The sequence below is a fragment of the Streptomyces sp. NPDC091416 genome, assembly GCF_044756845.1.
Lineage (GTDB): Bacteria > Actinomycetota > Actinomycetes > Streptomycetales > Streptomycetaceae > Streptomyces.
The window spans coordinates 129,260-145,912 of record NZ_JBIVTU010000001.1; the positions used below are offsets into that span (position 1 = coordinate 129,260).

Below are 16,653 nucleotides of genomic sequence, written 5' to 3' on the forward strand. Positions count from 1 at the left end.
CACCGGGGTTCAGCGGGCGTCCGGCAGCCACAGCACGAACCGGGCGCCCCGCTCCCCCGTACCCGTCACGGTCAGCCGGCCCCCGTGCCGCGCGGCCACGTCGCGGGCGAGGGCGAGGCCCAGTCCCGCCCCGCCCTCGTCCCGGGTGCGGGCGTCGTCGAGGCGTACGAAGCGTTCGAAGATCCGCTCGCGCTCCGCCTCGGGAACCCCGTCCCCGTCGTCTGTGACCTCGACGACGACGCCGCCGTCCTCCGCGCGCACGGCGATCCCCACCGCACCGCGTGCGTGCCGCTCGGCGTTGTCCAGCAGATTGCCGACCACCCGGGCCACCTGCCCGCGTGAGCCGGTCACCTCCAGGCCCCCGGTCCCCTCCGCAACGGACACCGTCACCGGGATCCGGTCACCGGTGCGCTGCGAGACCTCCTCACGCACCAGCGCGCCGAGGTCCAGCAGGGCCGTGCCCGGCCGCTCCCCCGCGTCCAGCCGGGCCAGCAGCAGCAGATCGGCGGCCAGCGCCTGGAGCCGTACGGTGTCGGCGACCGCGCCCGTCACGTCCAGCAGTTCCGGGTGCGCGGCGCCCACCTCCAGCTGGGTGCGGAGCGATGCGATCGGGCTGCGCAGTTCGTGCGAGGCGTCGGCGACGAAGCGGCGCTGCCGCTCGACGGAGGCCTCCAGCGCGGTGAGCGTCTCGTTCGTGGTCCGGGCCAGGCGGGCGATCTCGTCCCGCGAGGCGGGCTCCGGCACCCGCCTGCTCAGATCCTCGGACGCGGTGATCGCGGCCATCTCCCGCCGGATGCCCTCGACCGGGCGCAGCGCCCGCCGTGTCACCAGCCAGGTCACGCCGGCGACGACGAGGAGCACGACGGGCAGTCCCGTCAGCATCGCGCCGCGCACACTGCCGACGGCCCGCTGCTCGGCGGCGAGCGGGGCGCCCGCGTGGACGGTCAGGGTCAGCCCCGCCGCGTTCGTGGCCTCGACGGAGGCGAAGCGGTAGTCGGCGCGGTCGCCGTCGACCGTGGCGGTGCCGTTGGCGAAGTCCGGGTCGTCGGTGGAGACCTCCCGGCGGGCGGGGTCGGGGCTGTCCGTCCCGTCGTCGTCATCGTCGTCGTCGCCGTCCTCGGCGGTCGGTGAGGGGGTGGGCGTGGGGGGCGGCGCGGGCGCGGGGGTGACCCGGTCCGTACCGGTGCCGGAGATCGCCTCCAGGTCCTTGGAGACGGCCACCACCCGGCCGTCCTCGTCGGTCACCTGGACGGGGTGGTCCTCCTCGTCGCCCGTCTCCAGCCGGTCGTACGGCACGCCCAGGGCCAGCTGCCCCGCGACCTCCCGGGCCGCGACCTCGGCCTGGAGCCCGGCCTGGTCCGTGAGGTTGGCGCGCAGGACCAGGAGGACGGCGAGCCCGGCGAGGGCCAGGGCGAGCGCGACCACCACGGTGGCGCCGAGCGCCGCCCTGGCCCGTACGGACCTCACAGCGCCTCCAGCCGGTAGCCGGCGCCGCGCATGGTGCGGATGGACGCCGTGCCGAGCTTGCGGCGCAGGGTGCTGACGTACACCTCGACGATGTTCGGGTCGCCGTCGTAGGCAAAGTCCCAGACGTGTTCCAGGATCTCCGCCTTGCTCACCACCTGCCCGGCCCGCAGCACGAGCTGTTCCAGCACGGCGAACTCCTTCGCGGTGAGGGCGATCTCCTCCTCGCCGCGGTGGACCCGGCGGGCCGCGGTGTCCATGCGCAGGGAGCCGACCGTGACCACCGAGGAGCCGGCCCCCGCCCGGCGGCGCAGCAGCGCGCGGACCCGGGCGACCAGCACCACGTAGCTGAACGGCTTGGTCAGGTAGTCGTCGGCCCCGGTGTCGAGCCCCTCCGCCTCGTCGTACTCCCCGTCCTTCGCGGTCAGCATGAGGATGGGCACCTCGTGGCCCGCGGCGCGCAGGGCGGCGCAGACCCGGTAGCCGTTCATCCCCGGCAGCATGATGTCGAGGACGACGAGGTCGTAGGCGCCTTCACCGGCCCGGTGCAGGCCTTCGCGTCCGTCGTGGACCACGTCCACGGCGAACCCTTCGGCGGTGAGCCCCCGGGCCAGGGAGATCGCCAGCCGCTTCTCGTCCTCCACGATCAACAGGCGCATGTGCACAGCGTCGCAAACGGAAGCTGAAGAAGGCTTCAGGTGGCTTCAGGCTGGGTTCAGCTTCGCCGGGCCAGTGTGGTTCCCGTCGCACCGCACATCCCATCGGGGAGGAACACACCATGAAGCGCAACATCGCCGCGGCCACCCTCGCAGCGGCCGTACTCGTCGGCGGCGGACTCGTCGCGACCGCCGCCTTCGCGGAGTCGGGCAGCGCGGGGAGGGACGACCGGACGGCCGGGAACGGCACCGGGACCTCCGGCAACCCCGGGGGGACAGGACGGATCGGCGTCGACAAGGCCGTCGGCGCCGCGCTGAAGGCCGTCCCCGGCACGGTCACCGAGGCCGAGCTGGACGACGACGACAACTCCCGTACGGTCTGGGAGCTCGACGTGTACGGCTCGGACAAGGTCTGGCACGACGTGACCGTGGACGCTTCGAGGGGCACGGTGCTGTCCGACCGCGAGGACGACGACCACGGCGACCGCGACCGGCACGCGCCCCGTTCGGCGGACGTCTCCCTGGACGCGGCCGTGAAGGCGGCGCTCGCCCAGCAGTCCGGCACGGTGACGTCGGTGGACCTGGACGACGACGATGACGGCGCCGGGCGCGGGGCGCCGCGCTGGGACGTCGACGTCACGGGCAAGGACGGCAAGGAGCACGAGCTGCGCGTGGACGCTTCGAACGGCAGGGTCACCGTGGACCGGGACGACGACCACAGCGACGACGACTGATCCGTCCCCTCGGAGCGGCCGTCACCACGGTCCTGTCCGGCACCGCCTCAGGGCGCGAACCCGGAGAGGACCGTGCCGTCGTCCGGCGAGGAGAGGAACAGGGCCTCGTCCACCGCGATCAGGGCGGGCATGGTCCCGCGAACGGGCAGCAGCGAGAAGACCTTGCTCGGGCCGGGAGGGTTCTCACCCTCGGCGTCCAGTGCGTAGGAGTCCACCGTGACGTCCGCGTGGACGAATGCGCTGGAGCCCACGATCGAGACGTCCCCGACCGCCTCGTCGAGCAGCGTGTCGACGTAGTGCCACCGCTCCTCACCGTCGCTCAGCCGGAAGGCCCGCACCCGGCCGGGCGTCGAGACCACCACCGTTCCGTCCGCCGTCACGGCCGGCTTCATCGCCCCCTCCATGCCCTTGGCCAGGACGCGAGGGCGGGCGGCGCCGGACAGGTCCGTCACCGTGAGGCTGTCCCCGGCGACACACACCAGCTCGCCGTCCTTGAGTACGGGATGACCGCACCCCGCCTTCTGCTCGCCGCCGCCCGGCAGGCGCTCACCGGTCGCGGCGTCGAAGACCCGGACGTCGCCGCCCACGGCCACCACCCGGTCGTCACCGGCAAGAAGCGTGAAGTCGAGCTCGTCGTAGTCCACCGCCCACTTCTGGGCCTTCTTCTCCCCGGTGACCTGCTGGGCCACCAGGGTGCCGGCCGATCCGCCCTTCGCCTGGGCGACGTAGTAGACGACCCCGTTCGCGTACACGGCCCCCTTCCCCAGGCGGCCGTCCGGCAGGGGCCGCCGCCACACCCGCTTGCCGTCGGTGAGGCGCAGCCCGACCAGCTCGTCCCCCACGAAGGCGTAGACCGTGCCGTCCTCCACCGCGGCGACGGCCCGGCCGGCGGTAGTGGCGTCGGCCCCCCGCTCGGCCGGGAGGTTCCAGCGCTGACGGCCGGTCGCGGCGTCCAAGGCGGTGACACCGCGCTCACCGGAGCAGACGAGGGTCCCGGCCGACAGCGCACAGCCGTACTCCCCCATGCCTTCCCCGGACGACCAGGGCTTCCAGCCGGCCGGACGCGCGGCGAGCTTCCCGTCACGGGACCCGAAGTCGTCGGTGCGGCCGGCGTCCGCCCCGGGCACGACCGTGGGCCCGGAGGAGGACGCCGGCGCGGACGCCGGGGCCGACGCACCGGGCCGTCCGGCGGCCGGAGCGTCGTCGTCGCCGTCGATCAGGCCGGGCAGGTACACGGCGCCCAGAACGGCGCAGACCACGGCGATCGCGGCCAGGGCCACCAGTGGCCCCCGCTGCCGGGTGGGCGCGGGTGGCGCGGGTGGGCCCTGCGGCGGTGCGGACGGCATCGGCGGGGTCGCCCGGACCGACGCCGCGCAGCGCAGGGCCTGTTCGGTGTGGGCGGCGAACTGCTCCCGGAGCGGGTCGTGCCACGGAAAGCGGCCGGGCACACCTCCCGGGAGGAGCAGGGCCGCGAGTTCGTGCGGGGTGGGCCGGTCCTCGGGCCGGGTGGCGAGGCAGCGCTCGACCACCATCCGCAACCCGGCCGGTACGCGGCCGAGTTCGGGCTCACCGTGTGCGATCCGGAAGATGACCGCGGCCATGTCCGGGTCGTCGAAGGGACCGCGTCCGCACGCGGCGAAGGCCAGCACCGCTCCGAGGCAGAACACGTCCGAGGCCGGTACCAGCGCGCGGGAGCCGTTGACGTGTTCGGGCGAGATGTAGCCGGGGCTGCCGACCACCACCCCGGTCCGGGTGAGCTGGGTGGCCTCGAAGGCCTGCGCGATCCCGAAGTCGATCACCTTGGGCCCCTCGGCACCCAGCAGGACGTTGCCCGGCTTGAGGTCCCGGTGCAGCACCCGCACGGCGTGCATGTCGGCGAGTGCCAGGGCCAGGCGCGAACCGGCGGCCCGGACCACGGCCTCGGGCAGCGGGCCCGAGCGCCTGACCGCCTCGGCGAGCGACGGGCCCGGGACGTACTCCGTGGCCAGCCACGGCGTCGCACCGGTGGCGTCCCCCGCGACGAGGGCCGCCGAGTGAGGGCTGCGCACGGCACCGGCCGCCGCGATCTCGCGGCGGAAGCGGATCCGGAACCCGTCGTCGAGGTCGAGTCCGGGGAGCACGGTCTTGAGCGCGACCAGCCCGGCCAGCGGTGCGCCGGGGACCGGCGTGGTGCCGTCCTCGCGCGCCAGGTACACCTCGCCCATGCCGCCCGCGCCGAGCAGTCCGAGGAGTCGGTAGGGACCGACGCGGGTGCGGCTCCCGGGAGGCAGGGGCCCGATCACGACGCGTCCGGGCCGGGCATCGCGACGGAGACGGCGATGCCGTGGCGGTAGACGATGTGCACGGCCCGGCCCGCGGGGAAGATCTCGGGGGGCGTGTTCTCCTTGCCCAGCGCGATGCCGTAGGAAGGGTCGTACGGGTCCTCGATCTCGGGGACCGGTACGTCCTCGATGGGGGTCCGCCTCAGGGGCCCCGGGCTGCCCCCGTCGCCGAGCGCGACGCTGTGGAGCGCGTCGGTGTCCGCCCAGAGGAGCGTGCCGTCGACGAGTGCCGGGGCGGAGGGCGGGTTCTTCTTGCGTGCCTCCGCGTCCTTGCCCAGGCCGTAGCGGCCCAGGACCTTCCCGTCGGCCCGCCCGACCAGGACGATCTCCGGTTCCTCGGTGTCCGCTGCCGCGTCCTCGCCCGCGTGCTCCGAGGCGCCCGTCCGGTAGACCGTCACCCGGTCGGTCTCCGCCACCACCGCCGCGTACGCGCCAACCACAGCGGGCGGGTCCTCCTCACCGGTGCCGTCCTGGGTCTCCGGGCAGTGGACGGCGAAGTCGGACGGCGTCTCGTCGGGGCAGCCGACGTCCCGCTTCGCACCGTCCTTGGTGCCGAACGCCTGCAGACCCTTCTCGTTCCTGACGTACAGCACCCCGTCCTGGGCTCCCAGCGGCCAGAAGTCGACGCGCTCGGCCTGGGCCAGGTCCTGCCCGACGAGCGGTTTCCGCCATTTCTCCGTCCCGTCCCGCACGTCGAAGGCCGCGATCTCGGATCCGTCGGGCAGGTCGCCGATGTCCGCGAAGACCATCCCGTCCGCCACCCGCGGTGAGCTCCCCGCCATGTGGGCTCCGCCGGTCCGGGCCTCCCAGCGGGACGTGCCGGTCTTCGCGTCGACCGCGAGCAGGCGGTTGCCGGTGGCGAAGTACGCCGAGCCCGCGTCCACCACGGGGCGGGTGGCGCCTCCCGGCATGAAGAACTGCCCGGTGGGGCTGATCCGGGCGCCACCGGCGCCCTGCTCCTCGACGGCCGCATACGTCCAGAGGCTCTTGCCGTCGGACGCGGAGAGCGCCTCGTACGATCCGTCGTCCATACGGCAGACCACCGCGTCCTGGCCGGCCGCACAGCCGAGCGGGATGCCGGCGAAGTTCGCGTGCCACGCCTTCCAGCCGGCGGGACCGGAGGGCGTGGGGCTGCTGCCGCCCCCTCCCCCACCGCCACCGCCGCCGCCGTCCCGCAGCGCCAGCAGTCCACCCGTGGCCGCCCCCGCCAGAACGACGGCGGCCAGCGCCGCGACGAAGAGAGGGCGGCGGCGGGCGGGAGCGGCGGCGGGCGGCGGGAGCCCGGGCCCCTGGGTGGGCAACCGGTCCGCCGGTGTCCGGCTGCCCGTCGCCGCCTCGGTCGGGGTGTATCCCGGCAGCAGCGGTCCTCCCAGCGCCCGTACGGAGGCCAGCTCCCGCTCGTACTCGCCGATGTGGGCAGCGACCGGGCCCGGCCATCGCACGGAACCCTCCGGGGCGAGGCGCGCGGCGAGGCTCGCAGGGGTGGGGCGGGCGGCGGGGTCGGCCACCAGGCAGTCCTGGAGCACCGCGCGCAGGGCCTCGGGTACGCCGTCGAGGTCCGCCTCGACGTACTTCACGCGGTACAGCACCGCGGCCACCGGACCGTCGCCGAACGGGTCACGGCCGGTGGCGGCGAAACAGAGGACCGACGCCAGGCAGAAGACATCGGACGCGGTCACCACCCGGCCGCTGCCCGCCACGTGCTCGGGAGACATGAAGGCGGGGCTGCCGACCATGCGGCTGGTGGTCGTGAGCGCGGAGGCACCCATGTCCCGGGCGATCCCGAAGTCGATGAGGCGCGGCCCGTCGGCGGCGAGCATCACATTGCCCGGCTTCACGTCACGGTGCACGACTCCGGAGGCGTGGACGGCCTCCAGGGCGCGGGCGAGCCCCGCGCCCAGCATGCGCACCTCCTCCTCGCCCAGCGCGCCCGAACGGCGGACGGCGGACGACAGGGTCGGCCCCGCGACATAGGCGGTGGCCAGCCACGGAACCTCCGCCTCCGCGTCGCAGTCGAGGAGCGGGGCGAGATGGGGGCCTCGCGTCGAGCGGGCGAGCTCCGTCTCACGGCGGAAGCGCTGCCGGAAGCCGGGGTCCCGGGCCATCTCACGGCGTACGGTCTTGACGGCGACGGGCTCCGTCCCGGCTCCGCCGTCTTCGCGCAGTCCGAGGTACACCTCGCCCATGCCGCCGGCGCCGAGCCTGGCGAGCACGGTGTACGGCCCGATGTGCGCGGGCGAGTCCTCGCGTAACGGTCCCAGCATGCATGTCCCCCGGTGTGCGCAGCACAGGACGTCCGGCATCACGTCCGGTGGGCATCCTGCCACGCACGCCCGACGGACGGCAGGGCGGATCTGGGCGCCTCGCGAGGCGGGGGCGGTTCCCGGTGCGGCCCGCACGCCGCACCGGGAACCGGGGAACGGTCCGTTCAGGCCTGTCCGGTGAGCCCTGCCACCAGTTCGTCCGCCGCCGCGTACGGGTCGAGGCGGCCTGTCACGATGCGCGCGGCGAGGGCGTCCAGGCGGCGGTCGCCGTGCAGGTCCCCGATGCGTTCGCGGAGCCGGGTGACGGCGATCGTCTCGACCTCGCGGGCGGCACGGGCGGTGCGCCGCTCGGCCAGGACGCCGTGCTCCTCCATCCAGGCCCGGTGCTTCTCCAGCGCCTCGACGAGCTCGTCGATGCCCTCGCCCCGGGCGGCGACCGTCTTCACGATCGGCGGGCGCCAGGCGCCGGGACCGCGGGACTCCCCGAGGCCCAGCATGTGGTTGAGCTCGCGGGCGGTGGCGTCGGCGCCGTCCCGGTCGGCCTTGTTCACCACGTACACGTCGCCGATCTCCAGGATTCCGGCCTTCGCCGCCTGGATGCCGTCGCCCATGCCCGGGGCGAGGAGGACGACGGAGGTGTCGGCCTGGGAGGCGATCTCCACCTCCGACTGGCCGACGCCGACCGTCTCCACCAGGATCACGTCGAAGCCCGCCGCGTCCAGCACCCGGATCGCCTGCGGGGCCGACCAGGCGAGACCGCCCAGATGGCCGCGCGTGGCCATGGAACGGATGTAGACGCCCGGGTCCGAGGCGTGGTCCGACATCCGGATCCGGTCCCCGAGGAGGGCCCCGCCGGAGAACGGCGACGACGGGTCGACGGCGAGCACGGCGACCCGCTTGCCCTGCCGCCGGTAGGCGGAGACGAGCGCCGATGTCGATGTCGACTTGCCGACACCCGGTGATCCGGTCAGGCCGACGACGGCGGCGTTCCCCGCCAGGGGCGCCAGCGCCGCCATCACCTCGCGCAGCTGCGGCGACGCCCCCTCCACCAGGGAGATGAGCCGGGCCACGGCCCGCGGCCTGCCCTCCCGTGCCTGCTCGACCAGGGTGGGGACGTCCACCTTCACGCTCGGCCTCCTCGCTCGCTCGTACCGACTACTTGCCCGGTACGCGGATGATCAACGCATCGCCCTGGCCGCCGCCGCCGCACAGCGCCGCCGCACCGGTGCCGCCGCCGCGCCGCTTGAGCTCCAGCGCCAGGTGCAGCACCACGCGGGCGCCGGACATCCCGATGGGGTGGCCGAGCGCGATGGCGCCGCCGTTGACGTTGACCTTGTCCGAGGTGACGCCGAGGTCCTTCATGGACTGGACGGCGACGGCCGCGAAGGCCTCGTTGATCTCGATCAGGTCGAGGTCCTCGACGCCGATGCCCTCCTTCTTGAGGGCGTGGCGGATGGCGTTCGAGGGCTGCGACTGGAGCGAGTTGTCCGGGCCGGCCACGTTGCCGTGGGCGCCGATCTCGGCGATCCAGTCCAGGCCCAGCGCCTCGGCCTTGGCCTTGCTCATGACGACGACGGCCGCGGCGCCGTCGGAGATCTGCGAGGAGGTGCCGGCCGTGATCGTGCCGTCCTTGGTGAAGGCGGGACGCAGCTTGCCGAGGGACTCGACGGTCGTCTCGGCGCGGATGCCCTCGTCCTTGGAGAAGAGGACCGGGTCGCCCTTGCGCTGCGGGATCTCGACCGGGGTGATCTCGGCCTCGAAGAGACCGTTCTTCTGCGCCGCGGCGGCGCGCTGGTGGGACAGGGCGCCGATCTCGTCCTGGGCCGCACGCGCCAGGCCGAGACGGGTGTTGTGCTTCTCCGTGGACTCGCCCATCGGAATGTTCTCGTAGGCGTCGGTCAGGCCGTCGTACGCCATCGAGTCGAGCATCTCGATGGCGCCGTACTTGTGGCCCTCGCGGGACTTCGGGAGCAGGTGCGGGGCGTTCGTCATGGACTCCTGGCCGCCGGCCACGACCACGTCGAACTCACCGGCGCGGATCAGCTGGTCGGCCAGGGCGATGGCGTCGAGCCCGGAGAGGCACACCTTGTTGACGGTGAGCGCCGGGACGTTCAGCGGGATGCCGGCCTTGACCGCTGCCTGGCGTGCCGGGATCTGCCCCGCCCCGGCCTGGAGCACCTGGCCCATGATCACGTACTCGACCTGGTCGCCGCCGATGCCGGCCCGGTCCAGCGCCGCCTTGATGGCGAAGCCGCCGAGGTCGGCTCCGGAGAAGCTCTTGAGGGAGCCGAGGAGACGGCCCATGGGCGTACGGGCGCCCGCGACGATCACCGAAGTGGTACCGGTCGTTCCTGACATGAGGCACAGCCCCTTGGAATAGGAGTGAACGAGGGTTTACATGAATGTACTGAGCGGTACCGCGCCCGTCATCCGGCAGCGGGTGTGATCGCGCGCACGTTGCGTAACCATCCGCCGGGCGCTGCACTGGTTCCATGCTGACGCGAATCGACCACATCGGGATCGCCTGTTTCGACCTCGACAAGACCGTCGAGTTCTACCGCTCGACCTACGGGTTCGAGGTGTTCCACTCCGAGATCAACGAGGAGCAGGGCGTCCGGGAGGCCATGCTCAAGATCAACGAGACGTCCGACGGCGGCGCCTCGTACCTCCAGCTGCTGGAGCCGACCCGCGAGGACTCCGCCGTGGGCAAATGGCTGGCCAAGAATGGGGAGGGCGTGCACCACATCGCCTTCGGTACGGCGGATGTCGACGCGGACGCCGCGGATATCCGCGAGAAGGGGGTCAGGGTGCTGTACGACGAGCCCAGGACGGGTTCGATGGGGTCCCGGATCACCTTCCTGCACCCCAAGGACTGCCACGGTGTGCTGACCGAACTGGTCACGTCCCGGACGGAGCACTGACCCCGGCTGACCAGCGGGAGCCGGACAACCGCTTCTCAGGGATACCCGGCCCGGTAGAGTGGGCTGTTCCGGGCCGGGGCCGGGTCGGGGCCGCGCCGCGTCCTCAGCCGATGATCTGTCACCATTCCCCGGGGGGCCGTTCGCCGGTGAACGGTACTCGTGTGGAGTGTGCGACCAGGGTTGGGGCCTCCCCCGCTCGACCAGTTGAGAGCTCGGGGAAGGATGGGACCGCGCAGTGCGGGGCTACGAACGCCAGGAGAGCCACCGAGCTGAAGACGACCATCTCTCGAGGTTCGAAGCCGAGATGGACCGGCTGAAGACCGACCGGGAGAAGGCCGTCCAGCACGCCGAGGACCTCGGCTACCAGGTCGAGGTCTTGCGGGCCAAGCTGCACGAGGCCCGCCGCAGTCTGGCGACCCGTCCCGCCTACGACAGCGCGGACATCGGTTACCAGGCGGAGCAGCTGCTCCGTAATGCCCAGATCCAGGCCGACCAGCTGCGCAACGACGCCGAGCGCGAGCTGCGCGACGCCCGCGCGCAGACGCAGCGGATCCTTCAGGAGCACGCCGAGCACCAGGCCCGGCTCCAGGCCGAACTGCACAACGAGGCCGTGCAGCGCCGCCAGCAGCTCGACCAGGAACTGGCGGAGCGCCGCCAGACCGTCGAGTCCCATGTCAACGAGAACGTGGCGTGGGCCGAGCAGTTGCGCGCCCGGACCGAGTCCCAGGCCCGCCGGCTGCTGGACGAGTCGCGTTCCGAGGCCGAGCAGGCGCTGGGCGCCGCCCGTGCCGAGGCCGCCCGGCTGGCCGACGAGACGCGTCAGCGCCTGGGTTCCGAGGCCGAGTCCGCCCGCTCCGAGGCCGAGTCGATCCTGCTGCGCGCCCGCAAGGACGCCGAGCGGCTGCTGGGCGCCGCCTCCAGCCAGGCACAGGAGGCCACCGCCCACGCCGAGCAGCTCCGTACGTCGACGACGGCGGAGACCGAGCAGACGCGGCAGCAGACCACCGAGCTGAACCGGGCCGCCGAGCAGCGCATGCAGGAGGCGGAGACGCAGCTGCGCGAGGCCCGCCTCGAGGCCGAGAAGGTGCTGTCCGAGGCGAAGGAGGCCGCGGTCAAGCGGCTGGCCGGAGCCGAGTCGCAGAACGAGCAGCGCACCCGTACCGCCAAGTCGGAGATCGCCCGGCTGGTCGGCGAGGCCACCAAGGACGCCGAGTCCCTCAAGGCGGAGGCCGAGCAGGCGCTCGCCGATGCCCGGGCCGAGGCCGACCGGCTCCGTTCCGAGGCGGCCGACACCGCGCGCACCGCCGCCGCCGAGGACGCCGCGGCCCAGCTCGCCAAGGCGGCCCGTGCCGCCGAGGAGGTGCTGACCAAGGCGTCCGACGACGCGAAGTCGACCACCCGGGCGGCGAGCGAGGAGGCCGACCGGATCCGCCGTGAGGCGGAGGCCGAGGCGGACCGGCTGCGCGGCGAGGCCGCCGAGCAGGCGGACCAGCTCAAGGGTGCGGCCAAGGACGACACCAAGGAGTACCGGGCCAAGACGGTCGAGCTCCAGGAGGAGGCGCGCCGGCTGCGCGGCGAGGCCGAGCAGCTGCGTTCCGAGGCGGTCGCCGAGGGCGAGCGGATCCGTGGCGAGGCCCGGCGCGAGGCCCTCCAGCAGATCGAGGAGGGCGCGAGGACCGCCGAGGAGCTGCTGGCCAAGGCGAAGGCCGACGCGGAGGAGCTGCGCGGCGCCGCGAGCACGGAGAGCGAGCGGGTCCGCAGCGAGGCCACCGAGCGGGCTGCGGCGCTGCGCAAGCAGGCGGAGGAGGCCCTGGACCGGGCCCGCGCCGAGGCCGAGCAGCTGCGCACCGAGGCCGAGGAGCAGGCGGAGTCGGTCACGGCCGCGGCCGAGCAGGCGGCGGCTGCGCTGCGCGAGGAGACCGAGCGCGCGATCGCGGGCCGGCAGGCGGAGGCGGCCGACGAGCTGACCCGGCTGCACAGCGAGGCCGAGACCCGGGTCACCACCGCCGAGCAGACGCTGGGCGAGGCGCGTTCGGACGCGGAGCGGATCCGGCGCGAGACGAACGAGGAGTCCGAGCGGCTGCGCGCGGAGGCCGCCGAGCGGCTGCGCACGCTGCGGGAGCAGTCCGAGGCCGAGGCCCAGCGGCTGCGCGACGAGGCCGCGGCCGATGCGGCGCAGTCCCGTGCGGAGGGCGAGTCCGTCGCCGTACGGCTGCGTGGCGAGGCGGCAGCCGAGGCCGAGCGGCTGAAGACCGAGGCGCAGGAGAGCGCCGACCGCGTGCGGTCGGAGGCCGCGGCCGCCGCCGAACGTGTGGGCACGGAGGCCGCCGAGGCGCTGGCCGCCGCCCAGGAGGAAGCGAACCGGCGCCGCCGCGAGGCCGAGGAGACCCTCGACGCGGCACGTGCCGAGGCCAACCAGGAGCGTGAGCGGGCCCGCGCGCAGAGCGAGGAACTCCTGGCCTCGGCCCGCAAGCGGGTCGAGGAGGCGCAGGCCGAGGCCCAGCGCCTGGTCGAGGAGGCGGACGCGCGGGCGACCGAGATGGTCGCCGCGGCCGAGCAGACCGCCCAGCAGGTACGGGATTCGGTCAACGGGCTCCAGGAGCAGGCCGAGGCCGAGATCGCCGGGCTGCGCTCCGCCGCCGAGCATGTCGCGGAGCGGACGAAGTCCGAGGCGCAGGAGGAGGCGGACCGGGTCCGTTCCGACGCGTACGCGGAGCGGGAGCGGGCCGGCGAGGACGCGGCCCGGGTGCGCCGGGTGGCTCAGGAGGAGTCCGAGGCCGCGAAGGCGATGGCCGAGCGGACCGTGTCCGAGGCCATCACGGAGTCGGAGAAGCTGCGGGCCGACACCGCGGAGTACAGCCAGCGGATGCGTACCGAGGCGTCCGACGCCCTGGCGTCCGCGGAGCAGGACGCGTCGCGCAGCCGGGCCGAGGCCCGCGAGGACGCCAACCGGATGCGGTCCCAGGCGGCGGAGCAGGCCGACGGACTGGTGTCCGAGGCCACGGCCGAGGCGGAGCGGCTGCGGGGCGAGGCCGCGGCCGAGGCCGAGCGGGTGCGTACCGAGGCGACGCAGCAGGCGGCCCGGCTCGGTGACGAGGCGGCGGGCGAGGCCGAGCGGCTGCGGGCGGAGGCGGCGGAGGCCGTCGGTTCGGCGCAGGAGCACGCGGTCCGTACCCGCGAGGAGTCGGAGCGGCTGCGCGCCGACGCCGAGGCGGCGGCCGAGCAGATGCGTGCCGAGGCGCGCCAGGAGGCGGACCGGCTGCTGGACGAGGCGCGTGAATCGGCCTCGAAGCGGCGTGCGGACGCGGCCGAGCAGGCGGACCAGCTGATCAACAAGGCCCAGGAGGAGGCGCTGCGCGCTGCCACCGAGGCCGAGGAGCAGGCCGACACCATGGTCGGGGTGGCCCGCAAGGAGGCCGTGCGGATCACGTCCGAGGCGACGGTCGAGGGCAACACCCTGGTGGAACGGGCCCGGACGGACGCGGACGAGCTGCTGGTGGGCGCGCGGCGGGACGCCACGCAGATCCGGGAGCGGTCCGAGGAGCTCAGGAACCGGGCCGAGGCCGAGGTCCAGGAACTGCACGACCGTGCGCGGCGCGAGACGGCCGAACAGGTCAAGACGGTCGGCGAGCGCGTCGACAACCTGATGAAGGCCGCGACCGAGCAGCGCGAGGAAGCCGCCGCGAAGGCCAAGGAACTGCTCTCCGACGCCAACTCCGAGGCGAGCAAGGTCCGGATCGCCGCAGTGAAGCGCGCCGAGTCGCTGCTCAAGGAGGCCGAGCAGAAGAAGGCCAGCCTGGTGCGCGAGGCCGAGAAGCTGCGGGCCGATGCCGAGGCCGAGGCCAAGCAGACGGTGGACGAGGGCCGGCGCGAACTCGATGTCCTGGTGCGCCGGCGTGCGGACATCAACACGGAGATCTCCCGTGTCCAGGACGTCCTGGAGGCGTTGGAGTCTTTCGAGACCCCCGGGGCGGGCGGTAAGGGCGCGGGTGCCGGTCCGCCCGGCAGCGTCAAGGCCACGGCGGCGGCGGGAACTCGTGCGGGTGGCAAGCAGTCGGATGGGTAGTCATCCGGCGCTCTTCCGCTGTTCGGCAAGGACGTTCAGCCCTCCGAGTGGCAAGGGTTACGGGGGTCAGCCACTCAAAAGGGGTGTCATTCTCCAGATCAAACAGGCATCTGCTCGATGACACGCCGTTCTGGCCCCTAGGATTCCCTCTATCACCTCACCGGTCTCACTTCGACAGGAACCCCATGAGTGACCCTTCCTCCCCCTTCGGCTTCGAGCTCGTGCGACGTGGTTACGACCGCGGTCAGGTGGATGACCGCATTACCAAGATCGTCGCCGACCGTGATAGTGCTCTCTCCCGCATCACATCTCTGGAAAAGCGCATCGAGGAACTCCACCTCGAAACGCAGAACGCCCAGGCCCAGGTGAGCGACGCCGAGCCGTCGTACGCGGGTCTCGGCGCGCGTGTGGAGAAGATCCTCCGCCTTGCCGAGGAGGAGGCCAAGGACCTGCGTGAGGAGGCCCGCCGCGCCGCCGAGCAGCACCGCGAGCTCGCCGAGTCCGCCGCCCAGCAGGTGCGCAACGACGCCGAGACCTTCGCCGCCGAGCGCAAGGCCAAGGCCGAGGACGACGGCGTCCGCATCGTCGAGAAGGCCCAGGGGGAGGCCACCACGCTGCGCTCGGACGCGCAGAAGGACGCGGCCCAGAAGCGCGAGGAGGCCGACGCCCTCTTCGAGGAGACCCGCGCCAAGGCCGCCCAGGCCGCCGCGGACTTCGAGACCAACCTGGCCAAGCGCCGCGACCAGTCGGAGCGCGACCTCGCGGCCCGTCAGGCCAAGGCCGAGAAGCGTCTGGCCGAGATCGAGCACCGTGCCGAGCAGCTCCGTCTGGAGGCCGAGAAGCTCCGCACGGACGCCGAGCGCCGCGCCCGTCAGACGGTGGAGACCGCTCAGCGCCAGGCCGAGGACATCGTGGCCGACGCCAACGCGAAGGCCGACCGTATCCGCAGCGAGTCGGAGCGCGAGCTGGCGGCGCTCACCAACCGCCGCGACTCGATCAATGCGCAGCTGACCAACGTCCGCGAGATGCTGGCGACGCTGACGGGTGCCGCGGTGGCCGCCGCCGGCTCGCCCGCCGACGAGGAGCCCGCAACCCGCGGTGTCCCCGCCCAGCAGACCCGCTGATCACCTGCTCGGTCCAGTCCTTGCGCGCCCGGTTCCGCCCTTGTGGTGGCGCCGGGCGCGCGGCCGTTCTAGCGTGAACGCATGATCGAGCTTGATGGCCTCACCAAGCGCTTCGGCAACAAGGTTGCCGTCGACCAGTTGTCGTGCCGGATCAGGCCGGGGATGGTGACGGGTTTTCTGGGACCCAACGGGGCGGGCAAGTCCACGACGATGCGGATGATGCTCGATCTCGACAACCCCACCAGCGGATCGGTGCGCATCGACGGCAAGCACTACCGCGATCTCTCGGAGCCCTTGAAGTACATCGGTGCGCTCCTGGACGCCAAGTCGATGCACGGCGGCCGCAGCGCCTACAACAACCTGCTCTGTCTCGCCCAGAGCAACCGGATCCCGGAGAGCCGGGTGGCGGAGGTTCTCGACACCGTCGGCCTGACCGCGGTGGCGAAGAAGAAATCCAAGGGCTTCTCCCTCGGGATGGGCCAGCGGCTGGGAATCGCGTCGGCACTGCTCGGTGATCCCGAGATTCTGATGTTCGACGAACCCGTCAATGGTCTGGACCCCGAGGGAATTCACTGGATCCGCAATCTGATGAAGGCGCTGGCCGCGGAAGGCCGGACGATCTTCGTCTCCTCCCATCTGATGAGCGAAATGGCACTGACCGCGGACCATCTGATCGTGATCGGTCAGGGCCGGCTGCTCGCCGATACCTCGATGGCCGATTTCATCCATCAGAACTCCCGCAGTTATGTGCGCCTGCGCTCACCGCAGCAGGAGCGGCTGCGGGACGTCCTGCACGCGGAGGGAATCGTGGCGGTCGAGTCGGGCAACGGCACGCTGGAGATCGACGGTGCCACCACCGAGGCCCTGGGCGAACTGGCCGCCCGGCACACGATCGTGCTGCACGAGCTGAGCTCCCAGCGGGCCTCTCTGGAGGAGGCGTTCATGCAGATGACGGCGGACTCGGTGGAGTACCACGCGCACTCGGAGCGCGGGGCCGCGCCGCCGCCGGTCGGCCCGCACTGGGGCGATCAGTGGAATCAGCCGCCCGGCTCCGCCCCGGGGGCACCCGGCGGTTCCGGCACCGGAACAGGGGCGTGACGGCG

Annotated in this window: 11 protein-coding genes; 5 read left to right on the forward strand and 6 right to left on the reverse strand. The window is 73.2% G+C overall.

The genetic code is table 11. The annotated features are described in order from the left end of the window. Positions 1-9: 9 nt before the first annotated feature. Positions 10-1,467 (reverse strand): sensor histidine kinase, encoded by a 1,458-nt coding sequence (locus ACIQMX_RS00355; RefSeq protein ID WP_402474085.1) that lies wholly within the window; start codon positions 1,465-1,467, stop codon positions 10-12. After that, complete coding sequence (locus ACIQMX_RS00360; protein ID WP_363074494.1) at positions 1,464-2,123, reverse strand: response regulator transcription factor; 660 nt, start codon at positions 2,121-2,123, stop codon at positions 1,464-1,466. The genes ACIQMX_RS00355 and ACIQMX_RS00360 overlap by 4 nt, the downstream gene beginning before the upstream one ends. Before the next feature lie 119 nt (positions 2,124-2,242). Here ACIQMX_RS00360 and ACIQMX_RS00365 point away from each other — a divergent pair, with 119 nt between their 5' ends. Next, the gene (locus ACIQMX_RS00365) at positions 2,243-2,854 is read left to right on the forward strand and encodes a PepSY domain-containing protein (protein WP_363074496.1); all 612 of its coding nucleotides are present in this window, start codon (positions 2,243-2,245) and stop codon (positions 2,852-2,854) included. A 47-nt stretch (positions 2,855-2,901) separates the two neighbouring features. On the opposite strand, the gene ACIQMX_RS00370 is transcribed toward ACIQMX_RS00365, so the two are convergent. The 4 genes from ACIQMX_RS00370 to ACIQMX_RS00385 all read right to left on the reverse strand — a co-directional run bounded on the left by ACIQMX_RS00370 (position 2,902) and on the right by ACIQMX_RS00385 (position 9,797). Next, positions 2,902-5,136 carry a protein kinase gene (locus ACIQMX_RS00370; protein ID WP_402474089.1) on the reverse strand — a complete coding sequence of 745 codons (2,235 nt, stop codon included), beginning with the start codon at positions 5,134-5,136 and terminating at the stop codon, positions 2,902-2,904. Beyond that, complete coding sequence (locus tag ACIQMX_RS00375; protein WP_402474091.1) at positions 5,133-7,439, reverse strand: protein kinase; 2,307 nt, start codon at positions 7,437-7,439, stop codon at positions 5,133-5,135. Before ACIQMX_RS00375 ends, ACIQMX_RS00370 begins: the two co-directional genes overlap by 4 nt. A 164-nt stretch (positions 7,440-7,603) precedes the next feature. Next, positions 7,604-8,566, reverse strand: coding sequence for a methylmalonyl Co-A mutase-associated GTPase MeaB (gene meaB / locus ACIQMX_RS00380; protein ID WP_363074502.1), 963 nt, complete (start codon positions 8,564-8,566; stop codon positions 7,604-7,606). A 28-nt stretch (positions 8,567-8,594) separates the two neighbouring features. After that, the gene (locus ACIQMX_RS00385) at positions 8,595-9,797 is read right to left on the reverse strand and encodes an acetyl-CoA C-acetyltransferase (RefSeq protein ID WP_402474095.1); all 1,203 of its coding nucleotides are present in this window, start codon (positions 9,795-9,797) and stop codon (positions 8,595-8,597) included. Between the two features lie 134 nt (positions 9,798-9,931). Here ACIQMX_RS00385 and mce point away from each other — a divergent pair, with 134 nt between their 5' ends. From mce to ACIQMX_RS00405, 4 genes are all read left to right on the forward strand, one after another. Next, entirely contained in the window at positions 9,932-10,360 is a 429-nt protein-coding gene (gene mce / locus ACIQMX_RS00390) for a methylmalonyl-CoA epimerase (protein WP_136328730.1), read from the forward strand. 235 nt (positions 10,361-10,595) lie between these two features. Further along, positions 10,596-14,426: a polarized growth protein Scy gene (gene scy, locus ACIQMX_RS00395; protein ID WP_402474098.1), complete on the forward strand. Its 3,831-nt coding sequence runs from the start codon at positions 10,596-10,598 to the stop codon at positions 14,424-14,426. A gap of 185 nt (positions 14,427-14,611) precedes the next feature. After that, positions 14,612-15,550: a cellulose-binding protein gene (locus ACIQMX_RS00400; RefSeq protein ID WP_363074510.1), complete on the forward strand. Its 939-nt coding sequence runs from the start codon at positions 14,612-14,614 to the stop codon at positions 15,548-15,550. A gap of 81 nt (positions 15,551-15,631) precedes the next feature. Continuing rightward, positions 15,632-16,648: an ATP-binding cassette domain-containing protein gene (locus ACIQMX_RS00405; RefSeq protein WP_402474100.1), complete on the forward strand. Its 1,017-nt coding sequence runs from the start codon at positions 15,632-15,634 to the stop codon at positions 16,646-16,648. The last annotated feature ends 5 nt before the right edge of the window (positions 16,649-16,653 follow it).